15 protein-coding genes are annotated in these 16781 nt (G+C 41.0%); 3 read left to right on the top strand and 12 right to left on the bottom strand.

The window, feature by feature from the left end; all coding sequences use genetic code 11:
* Positions 1 to 14: 14 nt before the first annotated feature.
* Complete coding sequence (locus ACH8E3_RS10445; protein WP_458632577.1) at positions 15 to 2804, bottom strand: calcium-translocating P-type ATPase, SERCA-type; 2790 nt, start codon at positions 2802 to 2804, stop codon at positions 15 to 17.
* Positions 2805 to 3046: 242 nt separating this feature from the next.
* Between ACH8E3_RS10445 and ACH8E3_RS10440 the strand changes: the two genes are divergently transcribed.
* Positions 3047 to 4807 carry an Rqc2 family fibronectin-binding protein gene (locus ACH8E3_RS10440; protein ID WP_458632576.1) on the top strand — a complete coding sequence of 587 codons (1761 nt, stop codon included), beginning with the start codon at positions 3047 to 3049 and terminating at the stop codon, positions 4805 to 4807.
* Between the two features lie 58 nt (positions 4808 to 4865).
* Here ACH8E3_RS10440 and ACH8E3_RS10435 read toward each other — a convergent pair whose 3' ends face one another.
* The 6 genes from ACH8E3_RS10435 to ACH8E3_RS10410 all read right to left on the bottom strand — a co-directional run bounded on the left by ACH8E3_RS10435 (position 4866) and on the right by ACH8E3_RS10410 (position 11468).
* On the bottom strand, positions 4866 to 5768 hold the full coding sequence (locus tag ACH8E3_RS10435) for a PHP domain-containing protein (protein ID WP_458632575.1): 903 nt from the start codon (positions 5766 to 5768) through the stop codon (positions 4866 to 4868).
* 135 nt (positions 5769 to 5903) lie between these two features.
* Complete coding sequence (locus tag ACH8E3_RS10430) at positions 5904 to 6167, bottom strand: YlbG family protein (protein ID WP_458632621.1); 264 nt, start codon at positions 6165 to 6167, stop codon at positions 5904 to 5906.
* Between the two features lie 34 nt (positions 6168 to 6201).
* On the bottom strand, positions 6202 to 6636 hold the full coding sequence (locus tag ACH8E3_RS10425) for a YlbF family regulator (RefSeq protein ID WP_458632574.1): 435 nt from the start codon (positions 6634 to 6636) through the stop codon (positions 6202 to 6204).
* Positions 6637 to 6752: 116 nt separating this feature from the next.
* A complete protein-coding gene (locus ACH8E3_RS10420; protein ID WP_458632573.1) occupies positions 6753 to 8462 on the bottom strand; it encodes a hypothetical protein in 1710 nt (569 codons plus the stop codon).
* The gene (locus ACH8E3_RS10415; protein ID WP_458632572.1) at positions 8459 to 10165 is read right to left on the bottom strand and encodes a DNA repair helicase XPB; all 1707 of its coding nucleotides are present in this window, start codon (positions 10163 to 10165) and stop codon (positions 8459 to 8461) included. Before ACH8E3_RS10415 ends, ACH8E3_RS10420 begins: the two co-directional genes overlap by 4 nt.
* Positions 10166 to 10301: 136 nt before the next feature.
* A complete protein-coding gene (locus ACH8E3_RS10410; RefSeq protein ID WP_458632571.1) occupies positions 10302 to 11468 on the bottom strand; it encodes a M20 family metallopeptidase in 1167 nt (388 codons plus the stop codon).
* A gap of 167 nt (positions 11469 to 11635) precedes the next feature.
* On the opposite strand from ACH8E3_RS10410, the gene ACH8E3_RS10405 reads away from it, so the two are divergent.
* Together ACH8E3_RS10405 and ftsW are read left to right on the top strand one after the other, a co-directional pair.
* Positions 11636 to 11983 carry a YugN family protein gene (locus tag ACH8E3_RS10405; protein ID WP_458632570.1) on the top strand — a complete coding sequence of 116 codons (348 nt, stop codon included), beginning with the start codon at positions 11636 to 11638 and terminating at the stop codon, positions 11981 to 11983.
* A 12-nt stretch (positions 11984 to 11995) separates the two neighbouring features.
* Positions 11996 to 13219 carry a putative lipid II flippase FtsW gene (gene ftsW / locus ACH8E3_RS10400; protein ID WP_458632569.1) on the top strand — a complete coding sequence of 408 codons (1224 nt, stop codon included), beginning with the start codon at positions 11996 to 11998 and terminating at the stop codon, positions 13217 to 13219.
* A 45-nt stretch (positions 13220 to 13264) separates the two neighbouring features.
* On the opposite strand, the gene ACH8E3_RS10395 is transcribed toward ftsW, so the two are convergent.
* The 5 genes from ACH8E3_RS10395 to ACH8E3_RS10375 all read right to left on the bottom strand — a co-directional run bounded on the left by ACH8E3_RS10395 (position 13265) and on the right by ACH8E3_RS10375 (position 16580).
* Positions 13265 to 13651, bottom strand: a complete 387-nt coding sequence (locus tag ACH8E3_RS10395) for an Asp23/Gls24 family envelope stress response protein (protein ID WP_458632568.1) — start codon at positions 13649 to 13651, stop codon at positions 13265 to 13267.
* Between the two features lie 197 nt (positions 13652 to 13848).
* Positions 13849 to 14136, bottom strand: a complete 288-nt coding sequence (locus tag ACH8E3_RS10390) for a DUF1507 family protein (protein WP_458632567.1) — start codon at positions 14134 to 14136, stop codon at positions 13849 to 13851.
* Positions 14137 to 14268: 132 nt separating this feature from the next.
* Positions 14269 to 14514 (bottom strand): HPr family phosphocarrier protein, encoded by a 246-nt coding sequence (locus ACH8E3_RS10385; protein ID WP_458632566.1) that lies wholly within the window; start codon positions 14512 to 14514, stop codon positions 14269 to 14271.
* Positions 14515 to 14604: 90 nt separating this feature from the next.
* The gene (locus ACH8E3_RS10380) at positions 14605 to 15720 is read right to left on the bottom strand and encodes an aminopeptidase (RefSeq protein WP_458632565.1); all 1116 of its coding nucleotides are present in this window, start codon (positions 15718 to 15720) and stop codon (positions 14605 to 14607) included.
* A 119-nt stretch (positions 15721 to 15839) separates the two neighbouring features.
* Complete coding sequence (locus ACH8E3_RS10375; protein ID WP_458632564.1) at positions 15840 to 16580, bottom strand: hypothetical protein; 741 nt, start codon at positions 16578 to 16580, stop codon at positions 15840 to 15842.
* Positions 16581 to 16781: the final 201 nt, after the last annotated feature.

The raw sequence follows: 16781 nt of genomic DNA, 5'->3' as shown, positions 1-16781 counted from the left end.
TATTCACTTTGTGCTTAAATGTTTGTACTTTTTGCAATAATTCGTTGTGCATGATTACGTTTTTGTTTTCTTCCTCCCCATACACTTCCCGCTCCCATCAAGAATGTAGGGATACCTGCTGCTACAAGTGTAAGTGCCCATTCACGTAATCCAAGAGGTACCGTCTTGAATATCGGCTGAAGAGGCTCAATATAGAACACGCCTAACATCAGAAGGACAGATGATAATACGGCTAGAATCAAGTATTTATTCTGAAATGGATTACGATGAAACACAGAACGTGAACTACGACAGTCAAACACATGGAATAATTGCGCCATAACCAATGTAGCAAAGGCGACAGACTGGGCCTTCAATAGTTGCCCTGGTTGCTCTGGCGAGATTCGGTATGTTAGCCAGAATGCGCCTAATGTACATAAACCAATAAGCACACCTCGACTTATTATTTTCCAACCCAGTCGACGAGCAAATATATTTTCTTTCGCACCACGAGGTTTATGCTCCATCAGATCTTTCTCTGGCTGATCTACACCTAAGGCCATTGCTGGTAATCCATCCGTTACGAGATTGACCCATAGAATCTGAATAGGTAGTAACGGAAGAGGCAATGCCAGCATCATCGCAAAAAACATGGTAAGGATCTCGCCTACATTTGAAGCTAATAAATAACGGATGAACTTACGGATGTTCTCATAAATATTACGCCCTTCTTCAATAGCAGACACAATGGTCGAGAAATTATCATCACTGAGAATTAAGGAAGAAGCTTCTTTAGTCACATCCGTGCCGGTTATACCCATCGATATACCGATATCCGCCGCCTTGATCGCTGGTGCATCATTCACACCATCACCTGTCATAGCAACGACATGTCCTTTTCGTTGCAACGATTTCACAATTCGTAATTTATGCTCTGGAGATACACGGGAATACACATAGATCTGATCCACCTGAGTATCTAGCTGTTCATCACTGAGTTTAGTCAATTCCTGTCCACTAAGAGAGAGTCCGCCTCTTGGCAGAATGCCCAGTTGATGCGCAATGGCTTCTGCAGTGGTGCCATGATCTCCTGTAATCATCACGGTCTTAATTCCCGCACGACGACATGTTGCTATAGCATCTCGAACTTCACGTCGTGGCGGATCAATCATACCTGCAAGTCCAACAAAGACAAGTTGGGATTCTGCCTGCAGGTCACTTTCCACTCTCTCCTGTGCTCGCAATTCCCGATAGGCTGTTCCAAGAACACGTAAGGCACCCGAAGCCATGGCTTCATTCGCAGTCAACACATGTTGCCGAAGCGTGCCCGTTAGCGGAACAACTTTACCACCCCACAATATATAAGTGCATTGATGAAGCAATACGTCAGGCGCACCTTTTGTATACAGCAGCCTTCCTCCTTGATGCTTGACGATAACAGACATGAGCTTACGTTCTGAATCGAATGGGAATTCTTGCTCTCTCTGATATAGACCACCTAAGGAGTGAGGTGACAATCCCATCTTAGATGAAAGAGCCACGAGCGCTCCCTCGGTAGGATCGCCTTTTAGATCCCAAGTAGAAGCCATAGCTTCCTCTTTCATCTTCTTCTTGCTACGTAGCTCATCTGGTACACTCTCCACAATCTCAGCATTATTACACAAAGCTCCGATCTGGAGTAGGCGACGCAAACCTTGATCATGTTTCAGATCAACGGGATGCTGATTCTCTAGAATCAATCCAAGTGGTGCATACCCATCCCCCGTCACTTCCAGCGTCCGTCCTTCCACCCATACAGCAGTAACCGTCATTTTATTCTGAGTTAATGTCCCAGTCTTGTCTGAACAGATAACGGATGCACAACCAAGTGTCTCAACAGAGGGTAATTTACGAACAATGGCTCTGCGCTTGATCATACGTTGTACACCTAGGGCGAGCGCAACCGTAACGATAGCTGGTAACCCCTCTGGTATAGCTGCAACGGCTAGACTGACTCCGATCATCAACATACTCATGAGAGGCTGTCCGTGTAGAATACCTGCTACAACGACCATAATGGTTAGGGCTAACGCAACGATAATAAGTATTTTGCCAAGTTGTTCTAATCTGTGTTGTAATGGCGTCTCTTGGGACTCTGTACTTTGAATTAGATCGGCAATCTTCCCCATTTCCGTATCCATTCCTGTACGGATGACAATTCCTTTTGCCGTGCCTCTAGTCACCATCGTTCCCATGAATCCCATATTCTTCTGATCACCCAGTGGAACGTCATCTTCACAGATCACTTGACAGTGTTTAGATACCGGTAAAGATTCACCCGTAAGTGCAGATTCTTCCACGTTACAGATATTCGTCTCAATCCAACGCACATCCGCTGGAACACGATCACCACTTTCCAACAGAACGATATCTCCTGGTACAAGTAAGCTTGTTGATATAACATCTAACTTTCCACCACGTAATACCTTTGCACTTGGAGCAGATAATTTCTTCAGCGCTCTTAGGGAGCGTTCCGCTCGGAATTCTTGAATAAATCCAAGTACCCCGTTTAGAATAATAATGGCGAGAATAGTTATCGCATCCAGATACTCACCTAGTACGGCTGACAATAAAGTCGCTGCCATTAATACAACAACCATGAAATCTTTGAACTGGTTCAATAAAAGAATAACAGGAGAAACCCGCTTGCCTTCACTCAATTCGTTCAAACCACTCTTCGCCCTCTTATGTTCTACTTCTTCTTTGGTAAGGCCTGTCTGTGGTTGAACACCCATAACATGCTGTAGTTCCTCCACATCCATCTGATGCCAACTTTTTAATTCCATGCTATCGTTCCCTCCCGATCTATCTACAGTTTAGGTGGTGCAATAGCTTTTCCACCTCTTATAACGTAATGATATTCGGACAGGTGTTAAATTATCACAGACCCGCTCTTAAGTTTTCCTCTGAACTATGGCATCATAGAGATTAGGTACTTGATCGTTCATAAGTTTTCAACAACATTTTGGAGGAATCAAGATAAACTGTTACAATCATATTCAACTATAGTAGACGGGAGATATAAATCATGGCATTAGACGGCATCGTAACAAGGGCCATTGTACAAGAATTACAACGATACATTGGTGCCCGTATTAATAAAATATATCAACCCAACCAACACGATATACTTTTTAATCTGCGTTCTAGAGAAGGAAACTCTAAGCTCTTATTGTCGGCCAACCCGACTTATCCACGCGTTCAACTTACAGATAAGACTTTCCTTAATCCACAGGAAGCCCCTATGTTCTGCATGCTTATGCGTAAACATTGTGAGAGTGGTACGATCGAGAATATTGAACAAGTGGGTATGGAGCGGATCATTCACATTTCGATTCGACAACGTGATGAACTTGGCGATGTATCATTAAAGAAGCTCATTATTGAATTGATGGGTCGACATAGTAATATCATTCTTATAGATGCTTCAAACGGTAATATCCTTGATGGTATCCACCATATCACCCCTGCGATCAGCAGCTATCGCATTGTCATGCCAGGTGTCTCGTACACAGAACCACCCGAGCAGCATAAGCTTAACCCGCTTGAAGTACAACAGACTTCGTTTATTGATTCTTATATAGCTACAGATCAAGAGCCTATTTCTTGGATCGTCGATTCTTTCAGCGGTCTTAGTCCTTTGGTCGCTCAGGAACTTGTCTTTCGTGCTCGACAACAACAAGGTTCTCCTTCAGAAGATCAGAGAGTCGATGCTACACTATTGTGGAATGTCTTCTCTCAAGTCATGGACTCTGTAGAGAAGCACGAATACCAACCTTCTATTGGTGATAATGCCAAAGGGAAGGCCGTATTCTCAGCTATTCCACTTACAATGCTTAACGGTGAGGTAACGAACTATCCTTCGATCAGTGAGTGTTTAGAGGAGTTCTTCGGAGACAAAGCTGAACGAGATACGGTGAAACAGAAAGTGAGTGATCTACTTCGCTTCCTAACCAACGAGCGTGCTAAGAATGTAAAGAAACTCGATCACCTTCAAGAAGACATCAACGAAGCGGGCGATGCCGATCAATATCGTATTTGGGGTGAATTGATATTCGCTTCGCTTCATATGATCCAAAAAGGGGACATTGCTGCCGAATTAACTAATTTCTACGATGAAGATCAAGCGATGATTACTGTTCCGCTAGATCCATTAATAAGTCCCACTGAGAATGCTCAACGTTATTTTAAAAAATATAATAAATATAAGAACAGCCTCATCGTCATTGATCAGCAATTAACTAAAACGCATGAAGAGATTCGCTATATGGATGAATTGTTGCAACAACTGTCTTACGCTTCTATGAATGATATTGAGGAAATTCGCGAGGAATTAATTCAGCAACAATATTTACGTGATCGCAGTAAGAAATCTAAAAAGAAGAAGATTAAGAAGAAGACGGACCGTCCAACACTTCATGTATTCACATCTTCAGAAGGCATAGAGATCTATGTCGGGAAGAATAATCTTCAGAACGAATATGTCACCAACCGTTTAGCCAGTCCGAATGATACTTGGCTACATACCAAAGATATTCCAGGCTCTCATGTTGTTATCCGTAGTGAGAGTTTCGGTGAAGCGACGCTAGAGGAAGCTGCCCAACTTGCTGCATATTTCAGTCAAGCTAAGGAATCCAGTAGTGTTCCTGTAGACACAACGTTAATCCGTCATGTTCGTAAACCAAGCGGATCGAAACCTGGATTTGTCATTTATGATCATCAAAAGACATTATTCGTTACTCCTGATGAACAGATGGTCAAAGGCCTATCCAGCATAATTAAGAATTAAGAAAGAGTGAAAAGGTGTCTTACAAACCATGAACATGGCTTGTAAGACACCTTTTCATTTATAGGAATCCGCTCGATATGTCGCATGAGCGCTCTGCAAACCGATTATTTCTTTCACAGCCCTTCAATTGTTCCAACACGGATATAGGTACGGTTACACTTCCAATATCACCATGGAATACGACACCCTGTCTTGCTCCATGGAAATCCGATCCACCTGTCATGATCAGATCATATTCTTGTGCCATGGATGCATAACGTAACTCCTCTTCTTCCCCATGGTCTGAATGATATACTTCGATCCCTGCTAAGTCCGTGCTGTTGATAATTCCCCTAACTAAGACATCATTACCATATATACCAGGATGGGCAAGAACTGGTGAACCACCAGCTTCTCTGATCCATATACATGCATCCTTCGGAGAAATGCGCGATTCAGACACAAATGCCTGCGCTCCTTCAGCTAAGTATCGATCAAATGCATCTCTCATATCCGTAGCATACCCTTTATGAACGAGTACATCGGCAATATGCGGGCGCCCAATGCTTTCATCAGGTAAAAGTGGTCGTCCTAATCCGTTTATGACGTCTTCCAATTCGATGTGGAGGCCTAACTGTTGTAATCTATCTATGATTCTTCCATTTCGTAGCTGTCGTGTCTCTCGTAACTGTACAAGCCGTTCTAGAAATATCACATTCGTATAATCTACATAATATCCAAGAATATGGATATCCTTCCCGCCAGAGCGGGTGCTTATTTCCACACCAGGTACAACTACAATTCCATGCTTCTCTCCTGCAGCCAACGCTTCTTCAATACCCGCCACAGTATCGTGATCCGTAATACTTATCGCGGAGAGTCCCTTTTCTTTAGCAAGCTTGACATTGATGCTAGAAGATTGCATGCCATCCGATGCTTGCGTATGCGTATGAAGGTCACATTTTCCATATTCTATACTCATCTCATTCACTCCTTTTCGGATATAAGCCCGAAATATTTATGGTCTTATCGTATAAAAAAAACGGCCCCAATGGACCGTATTGTTGTACTTTTATGAAATCATTTCGACAAGGTATTCAATCACTGAGAAACCAATTTACAGACCGTAATAGCTTGTTTTGTCCGGAACATCACTACTATATTCAGTCTGAATCTCATTGCGATAGGAGCGTTCGACTTTACGTACATAGGATAGCCTACGAACATTCTTCGCAGTCTCTTCTGCACGATCCCCATTGACATACATAACGACATAATGCATTTTTTTAGAAACGTAATGTACCGTTCCGTACTTCTCCAGGTTCCGAGCTGCTTTTATATCATTTACCCAAATAATAAAACCTGTTCGTTCCGCAAACATCATCTTGCCACCTCTCTACTAACCATCTCAGCTCTTAACCACAGGAACATTTCCCGCCACTACCGCAACCTTTTGGCTGTGGATTATTACTTGGTACTTTAATACTATCTGACACCGAGAATGCGATCGTCTCGGACATTTGATGTAACATATCATCCAGCTTCTTCTCAGCCCACTTGAAATTACGAACTTCCTCAAAAGATTCAAGTTCTAATTCCACAGCATGAACCGCATCTTGAGCAGCATGATAATCGGGATGGAAATGCCCGAAACGCTCTGTCTCATCAAACAACTCTTTCTTTGTTTCTAATTTCTTGATAAGGCCTTGAACACCTTCATGCCCATCAACTTGCTGCTTCCAATATAGATAATCTGATACATCCACAGATTGATTAATCAAATCGCCCAATTCATAGGCGTAAGTCAACACTTCTGCCATATCAAATGTTTGTAATTCTGCTACGCTCATGAACGTTTTCCCCAATTCTTATTGATGGTTTTCTACTCGTATAATCTAGTAGATAATTTCATCATAACATATCCCTCACAGCTTATGAAGATGTATTCATATCATGAAATATGGACTTATTCCACAAATACAGGAACAATAATTCTCATTTCCTGCCAATCATGGCATGTTAATTCAACTTTCTCATACCTATTTATCGTATGATTATATATTTCTCCAGAGATTATATCACAACTATTGGATATATTTAAGGGAATAAACTCCACTCTTATTCCATTTACAGATAGTTGCACTTTCGTCTGCCAATCTAACGCTTGTTGGATGATTTGCTTCGCAGTAGAACTATGATAGCTTCTAAAGTCTTCCTTCCATCTGTTAGGTATTTGTTGAAGATTAGTATAGGAGAGTGGAAGCGACGGGGATTGTTCCTCTTGTCGATCCACATCAAGATGTAGTTCCTTCATGAACATCGCATAATCATCTAACACTTTGTCTTCATCATATTTTTTGGCAGTGAAATAACGATGCCACTTCGGTGCATTGGTGACGCAGCGATTGTCTTTCGCATGTTCAGCCCATTTCCGAAGTGTCAATAATACGTGAGCAGGCAGTTCACCTTCACAATTAAAAGTCATAAATGATATTATTTCTTCTATCGTTATTCCTCTTTGCAACGCTTGAAGGACACAATCCTCCGTCAATTTATATATAGATGTATGATCGTTCATTTGTAGACTCGTGAATAACGATAAGGTAAACCGTAGCGTATGAGGAACATCAGGCAATACAATGATATCGAATTCAGGTTGCACGTATAACTTACGCATGGATACATCCACTGCGCTTGTCATTGAAGAACTTAAATGATTCTCATACAACACATTACGAATCTGGCTACTAGGAAGTGTCCAACGAAAACAAATTCGATGATCCACAGACATGCCTACATCCATCCATCCCCAACCAGCAAAGGCAGTTACCCATGTCTTTATCCGTTCAGTCATGGCTTCTATTTGTGATCTCTTCAGCAGTTGTTGATCTACGCATTCTTCCATAAGGAATTGAATGTCAATCCACTGACCAGACAACAAGTCAGGTTGAGAGATCAGGCAATAGAGGTGTTCCATGTTCGCATCTGATGAACCATAACGATCTAATACTGATTTCACAAGAATACTTGTCATTTGTTCTGTACTCATACTTAACCATCTGAATAACTGTGTCTCTTGTAGCTTCATATGCTTACCTTCAATTTCTACAAGCTTTAGTCCATCAAGTAAATCCACAAGAAATGCAATATGCACAGGTGTATCTTCCGCATGACGTAATGATATTGATAATTGAGCCAGATCTTCCGAACGTAAATGTACTCTTTCATTTAATCTTTGAATACTTTTCTTATGTATACAACCTTTAGAGCTAATCAAGAAATGACCCTGACTTATATAGGACAGCACTTGCAACAGGTCTAATACTAATCCTGTCTTCGCCTCCATTAGAATGCGGACAGGCTCTATCACGTCATGTGGACTATGTTCCATAAATGCATGGTGGAGTCGTGGCAAATTCTCCTTCGGTATATAATACATCCGTTCTCCCCATGATCTCATCATTGCGCAAATGCTATTCTTTTTTCTTAAAGATAGGAACAGGATCATATGCTCTGCCCCGCTACATCCCATCCTTCTGTGTCTCATCAATTGTGTCTCATCGAATAATTGTCCTGCATAGCAAATATATAACGTCTTCAAAAGCTCTCGCTCATCGGAACTCAATGAGACCAAGTTAAACTGATCTTCTAAGCTTGTTATTCTCGACCCTGTCATGAAAGGATATGCTCCCTTCTGCCAAATTGAATCGCATGGTTGTTATCCGTAATCACATATTCATATCCTTGTTCGTACAGAAACATTTGCCGCTTTATTGCGAAATCTTCCTCTTTACTGTCCTTTGATACTAAGGTATAGAAATATGCGTTGTTATCGGCAGCTTTAGGTCTCAACACTCTACCAAGCCTCTGTGCTTCCTCCTGTCGCGATCCGAAGCTACCTGATACTTCTATCGCAATCGACGCCTCTGGTAGATCCACGGCGAAATTAGCCACCTTAGAAACGACAAGAATAGATATCTCTCCTTTTCTGAATAGATCATATAGACGGGTGCGTTCTTGTTGTCGTGTCTTTCCATTTATTAGTGGAGCTTGGATGGATGTCGCAATCAACTCCAGCTGTTCTAAATATTGCCCAATAATGAGAATCCGTGCATTCAAGTGTCGTTGCACAATACGATGAATGACGTTCAATTTAGCTGGATTCTCTGCTGCAATTCGAAATTTATACTTGTTCCCAGCAGATTGGTATTGTTCCTTTATCTCCATGGACATCGGTACTCTGATCTCAAGACATTGCACCTTTGCTATCCACCCTTTACTCTCTAACTGTCTCCAGGGGACATCCACTCGCTTTGGGCCAACCAAAGAAAAGACGTCTTGCTCACAACCATCTTCACGGACTAATGTAGCTGTTAAACCTAACCTACGTGTCGCTTGAATCTCCGCAGTCGCACGAAATACAGGTGCAGGAAGTAGATGAACCTCATCATATATAATAAGTCCCCATCGCCGTTCATTAAATAACTTCATATGTTCAAATTCAGCATTTTTATTACGACGATGTGTAAGAATTTGATATGTCGCAACGGTGACTGGTTTCACTTCTTTGGTAGTTCCTGAATACTCCCCAATCTCAGTTGAGGTCAGCGTTGTCTTGTCTTGTAATTCATCCATCCATTGTTTAACCGATGTTGTATTTGAGGTTAGGATAAGTGTTTCACATTGCAACTTTTCCATAATCGCCATTCCAATGATCGTCTTGCCTGAACCACAAGGTAGAACAACCACGCCACTCCCACCACTTCCAGGTAAGCCTTCAAATGCTGTAACAGCATCTAACTGGTAGTCTCTTAGTTGTACTAGTGATTGTCCATTCTTAGACTTCCAAGATAGCGACAAAGATTGACCTTTATCATACCCAGCCAAATCTAGTACCGGATACCCTAATCTAGTCAATTCTTGTTTCATCCATCCACGAACAATGGCATGAATAACAACCTCAGTGGGAGACCTTCTTTGGAAGCTTGTATTAGATTTACCAATCCACTTCAGAACCTCATCCATTAGAGTCACATCTGTACTTTTCAGAATAAGCTGATGTGGAGTATTTTCATGCTTCACTAACGTTAGCTTCCCGTAGCGGGAGATGATCTCTTCCATATCCTGAATCAACCCTGACGGAATATCCCATCGAGATAACGTTTTTAGGCTATCCATTACCATCTTAGAAGACCATCCTAGCGATGCAGCGTTCCATAATGATAAGGATGTCATTCGATAGGTATGGAATGTAGTCGGACTTTTAATTAACTCTGCATAACAAATAAGCTGTTCTCTCGCTAATTCAAATGCTTCATGTCCACACTCTAGTAACACCGTACGATCTCGCTGAACAATACATGGCTTCCCATTACTCATGACTGCCTCCCCCTCAAGATCTATATGATAAAAGGATATTATACAAGCAATCCTTCGAACACATCATATTTCTAATCTTGTATCCATTGAGAGGTATCTTCCCCCAATGAATCGTGGAGTATTCTTCATGTCGTATTTATTGTTGGGATTCCACCATTGCAATGAACAACATAAGCCCATTACGCATCGCCTCTTCATCGAAATCAAAGAGTGGATGATGATGAGGATACGTCATGCCTTTATCATGATTACCTGCCCCTACGAACATGAAGCATCCCGGTATTTGTTCGAGATAGTATGCAAAGTCTTCTGCTGGCATGAGCTTAGGTAGAGACCAAACATCCTCCGTGTTATATATCTTTCGCGCTGCACCAAAGAAACGTTCTACTTCTAATATATCGTTCACTAATGGTGGATAACCGAGAACATACCTTACTTTAGCTGTTGCCCCATAGGTCTGAGCCGTATGATGGGCAATGGTTTCGATTCGCGAACGAATCATCTGTCTCGTATCTTCATCAAAAGTACGAACTGTACCTGTAATACTGCATTTCTCTGCAATCACATTCTGTGCGCCCCCACCTTGAATCGTTCCTACTGTGACAACAGCAGGTTGAAGTGGATCTACAGACCGACTTACAATGCTTTGCAGTTGTATAACAAGTGCTGACCCTGCGATAATACTATCAATGGTCACGTGAGGGATCCCGCCATGCCCCCCTTTTCCAAACACATCAATAAAGAATTCATCAGCAGCTGCCATGAGTGCACCTGGTGCACTACCCACGGTTCCTACAGGAATTGGCGTCCATAAGTGCAATCCATAAATAACGTCTACGTCGTTTAGCACACCACCAGCTATCATCCCTTTAGCACCACCTGGACAGACTTCCTCAGCAGGTTGAAAGATCAGAACAATTTCCCCATGTAGTTCACTTCTACGTTTGCTGAAATAGGTCGCGACACCTAACAATATGGATGTATGCCCATCATGCCCACAAGCATGCATAACACCATCTACCTCAGAAGTATATTCGCATGACTTCTCATCTTGAATTGGAAGAGCATCCATGTCTGCCCGTAGAGCAACTCTCTTACCCGGTAATGCACCCTTAATCGTAGTTACAATGCCGTGCCCTCCACCAAATTCTATCTGTACTTCTAATCCTAACTCACGCAATATCGTTGCAACGTATCTAGCCGTATTCCCTTCTTGAAAAGACAATTCAGGATGGCGATGTAAATATCTTCTCCATTCGACCATCTTTAAATGGATGTCATTTAGTGCCAATTCTTCTATCATTACAATCCGCCTCGTTTCAAGATGCTAACCAATTTATTGTTTCTATTGTATCAGAAATGGCTTCAGAATAGGTATTAGCTACAACACTCTTGCTTGCAGAACTTCTCGAAACATAATATCATGAATAAAGAAGTTTAGAGATTGACGAATAAGGAGATGATTAAGCAATGATTTTTGAAAACACAGGTTTGGTTGGCCTTAAAAGTGATTTAGCTTATATGGATCAAACGGCAGATAAAGCTGGATTCTTCCGTTGGCAGTGGGAATATTATCGTGCAACTTACGAATATAAAATTGAGGACAAAGAAAATAATAACGAGTATTTTCTTCGTATGAATACTAGAGCAGTTGAGGGTAAATTAGAAGATCCAGATACCATCCTTGAGATCGAAGCCGTGTTTATGGGTATTGCAACATATCCGCATGGGTTAGATTACGATATCGTTATTCCATCACATATTCTAGGAATTGCGAATAAGAAACTACAACAATTCAAATCCATGCTTGAAGCGTAATGTGAGCATACCATGGTGAAAGAACATAATCCTCTTCCTAAGAAGGGGGCCCCGGATTTTCAATTACTTATCCTTACACTGTTACTTGTAGGCTTTGGACTTGTCATGGTCTTCAGTGCTAGTTCGAGCTTAGCTGTCGCCAGCGAGAAGTTTAATCACAATGCTTTTTACTTCACGAAGCGCCAATTTGTTTCTGTTGCATTAGGTGCCTTTTTCATGTTTATTGCTATGAACATACCGTACAATAAATACAAGATATTATTTATTCCTTTTTTCATGGTCACGATTATCATGCTTATTCTAGTACCTTATATAGGGGAAGCGACCAATGGCGCACGAAGCTGGTTCCGATTTGGTCCAATCAGTATTCAACCTACTGAATTCGCCAAGCTCGCAACCATTCTGTACCTTGCTGCGTTGATAACCAAAAAAGGCGATCGTTTGCGTGATCTGAAGAAAGGCTTCATACCTGTCATTATGATTGCTGGAGCAGTTGCTGGTCTTATTATGATGCAGCCAGACCTTGGCTCTTGTATGATCCTTGTAGGCACCTGCGGTCTGATTATTTATGCCGGGGGAGCTAGTATGAAGCATATCATAGGCTCTATTGCGCTATTTATACTAGGCGCTGGTCTTGTGCTTGGAATGAATGCACTCATAAGTTCCTTTTCTCAAACGGACACTACATCAACGGTTAATCAGAGTTATAAAAAGGATCGCATATCCGCCTTTATCGACCCGTTTGCAGATCCCGATGGTTCTGGCTACAATCTCATTCAATCGCTTACGGCTATTGGACAAGGTGGCATTACCGGTTCAGGGTTCGGCCAGAGTATACAGAAATTACACTACCTTCCGAATTCGTATAATGACTTTATCTTTGCTGTTATTGGTGAAGAATTCGGATTCATAGGTACAACATTCTTTTTATTGGTGTACTTATATTTCATTTGGCGAGGGATCATCGTATCTCTACGTTGCCCTGATATATTTGGTACCTTAGTTGGTATTGGTGTCATGGGACTTGTAGCCATTCAAGCCTTTATCAATATTGGTGGAGTGACTCAGACGATACCACTTACAGGTGTCACACTACCATTTATAAGTTATGGTGGTTCATCCACCTTGGTCATGATGATCAGTATGGGTATTGTGCTTAGCATTTCACGCGAGAGTAATAAACCCGCGGTACAAGAACAAATCAAATCACAAAAAGACTATCGGGCTACCCGATAGTCTTTTTTAATAGCTTGGATCATACTTATATACTGTTTCATTGATTTACTTATTACGAATAACTAATTCCTCAATCTCATCATCCTTGAAAGCGACGCCTTCAACTTTGACATTCACTTCTACAACGCGTAAACCTGACATACTCTCAATAGCTTCACGCACATTTTGTTGTAACATACGACACACTTCATGTATAGGAGTTTCGTAAAGTACAATAATACGCAGATCAATAGCTGCCTCTAGCTGGCCAACTTCGACTGTAACACCCTTTTGTACGTTTTTACCACTAAGACGTTTAGCCCATCCTTCAGATAGTCCCCCAGACATTGCAGCAATACCCGGTGTCTCCAGGGCTGCCATACCGGCAATCTTAGAGACGACATCGTTCGAAATACGAATGCTTCCATTTTCTAGCTGAAGTTGTTCCGTCATGCCCATCCCCCCTTATACCTCATTATTGGTAATTGTAATTCCAAAATGACGGAAAAGCAAATACTCTTCGAGAAAAATATTTATAAACATCCAATTCTACTTCTTAGTCATATATATCAGCTATCCATCTGAACAAAAAAATGCATGTCCACAAATCGGCATGCATTCAAATTCCATCTATGCCTGTTATCTACAGGCTACTCTTTGTCGTTCAACGCCTCATAAAGAATTGCTAATTTGCGTTCAAGCTGACTAACTAATTGTCTGCCTGTAAATACGTCTAATAAATCTAAACGCACAGCAAAATCAACCTCTTTCGAGAATCCATACATTTGAGTGTCCAGAACTTCCTCATAGAGCGGGCAATAACGCGTTGCCAAATTCTCCATCTGAACTTCAATTAGTTTTTGAATTTTATCTGCATCTTCTTGAAGAAGATTAATCGCTTTGAGATTCAAATGTTCCTGTGTATCAGACGAAGTCATCTCTCTTCCCCCTATGTAAAAAAGTAAAAAAATTAATGCTACCCTTAATATTAGTCGATAATAGACTTCAATACAAGAACTCCTCAAAAAAAGACATCCCCACTTGTGAAAGTAAGGATGCCTTGGCTTCTGTTATTCAGCTATAGAAGAAATGTGCAAACCATGTTTAGCAAATACTTCTTTCATAGCAACTTTAGCCTCGTCCGCATCAGGACCATGAACATGTAGTTCATAATCTTTGTGGCTCACTAGTGTCGTGAACAAGCCCAAGATACTTTTAACATCAATGTACTTATTCTCTGCTTGAAGAACGATAGAAGACGTGAACTTACCTGCCGTTTGAGCAATCTCTACAACTGCTGCATTATTGTTAGACATAGAATCCCTCCGTAGTTTCTCATAGTATTTCTTGATATTCTAATTACAATAGTACCTTGAATCCACTTTTTGATGCAAGTGCTTTCTTTCTCATATTAGATTATCTGGATTAAGTCCATCCAACTCTGGTATAACGAATAAACCATCCTTACGAATCAACACATCATCAAAGTAGATTTCGCCACCACCATAATCAGGACGTTGAATCAACACTAAATCCCAATGAATCGAAGAATGATTACCATTATCCGTTACATCATAAGCTTGACCAGGCGTGAAGTGTAGACTTCCAGCAATCTTTTCATCGAATAGAATGTCCTTCATCGGATGAAGAATATAAGGGTTAAATCCTATAGCGAACTCCCCTATATAGCGTGCTCCTTCATCTGAATCAAGAATATCATTTAATCGAACTGTATCATTACTAGTCGCTTCTATGATCTTTCCATCTTTAAATGTAAACTTAATATTCTCAAACGATATACCATTATATACAGTAGGCGTATTATAATGAATTGTTCCGTTAACGGATGTACGTACAGGAGCGCTATACACTTCACCATCAGGTATATTCTTTTGACCTGAACATTTCTCTGCGCCGATGCCCTTGATAGAGAAAGTTAGATCCGTACCAGGGCTTGTAATACGCACCTTGTCGGTTCTGTTCATAAGTTCTGCAAGAGGATCTTGGGCAATATCCATCTTCGCATAATCAAGATTACATACGTCAAAATAGAATTGTTCAAAAGCTTCCGTACTCTTATTAGCCAATTGAGCCATACTTGCATTTGGATAACGAAGAACAACCCACTTCGTATGGTTTACCCGCTGCTGACTATGTACCTTATGATTATAAATGGCGTTAAAAAGTTTCATTTTATCTTCAGGTACATCAGATAGATCATTCACATTCTCTCCTGCACGGATACCAATATAACAGTCCATCTTTTTCATTCGTTCTAGATCAATTTCAGTCCATGTCTCCATTTGTTCCTTCGATGCGTGAGTCAATTGTGTTCTCTGAACAGACTTATCCGTCAGTTCAACGAACGAATTCCCTCCACGTTTAGCAACCTCTTCTATGATAGCTTTCATAAGATCGCGTTCAGTTCCAATCATTTCAATCAATACATTCTCACCAGATTGAACATCTACAGAATAACCAACTAAGTTTTCTGCTAGTTTTTGAATTCTAGGGTCTCGCATTCAAATCGCTCCTCCTCAATTAAATATATCTCTTTTTTTGAACATTGGTTAATTCATGATTCATTATATCACGTTTCATTCGTACTAGTCAGCTATAGCAGGATGATAAACATCTAATCTCATTGGACCACTACGTCATTCACCATCATTTCTTGTTGTCTATTCCCTTCTAAATCTAAGTAGGAAATTGTAGTCTCTGATGTTAGCCTTAATGGAACTTTATTCTTCGAATCCATCGTCAAATGATATACTGTGCGCACCCTTGCCTCTTTCAGCATCATTTTCAATTGATCTGAACCTTGCTTCCATATTGCTTCTACATCAGCAGTGGTGTTCATGGCGTCATTTGTCTTCTGACTGGTATCAGGTTTTAGACTTTCCATTTCACTACTTAATTGATGAGCTAACCATTTCAATGCATCCTCAGGTTCAAGTTCAATTCTAAGTATTGTCGTACCTCTAGATGCACCTAACTCCTCATGGATCTGCTTATTCAATGTAGAGATACCCTCTAATTGACTCAAAGGGTTAAACCTTACGAGAAGCTTATCTACGTGCAAATCCTCAGTAACGATGTTACCTGTGCCCTCCATAGGCTTCTTTCTTTGCAGACTTAATATATTATGGTTGGTTAGTTGACCCTCGTACGTATATTGTTCTTCATACCATCGCTGTTCATTTCTTCTCAACGCAGCTTCTCCTGTAAATTTCAAATTCTCAACACTCGTAAGACCACTTAATGAGAGTTGAAACTTTTCTTCAGCTGATTCATGAGCAGATAACATATGACATCCGGATAACACCACACTTAACGCTATAATGATGCCCTTTCTCCACAATAAAAATTTTCCTAGTTCCATACTGATCTACTCCTCATTCATTTACACCCTTCTCATGTTCATGAAGGTATCGATATCTATATCGTTCCCATTCAAACATTAAATATAAATGACGCATCGTAGAATATGTTGGAGCGAAAATAAAAAGGGGCTGTCCCAAAAGTCACGAAAATGACTAGGGGCACCCCGTTTGTTTTTTTGTAGGAGAAGGTTAGGTGTTCT

The organism is Paenibacillus sp. CMAA1364 (assembly GCF_054373195.1).
The sequence above is the reverse complement of the archived record's forward strand: the minus strand, read 5'-3'. Positions and strand labels throughout refer to the sequence as shown.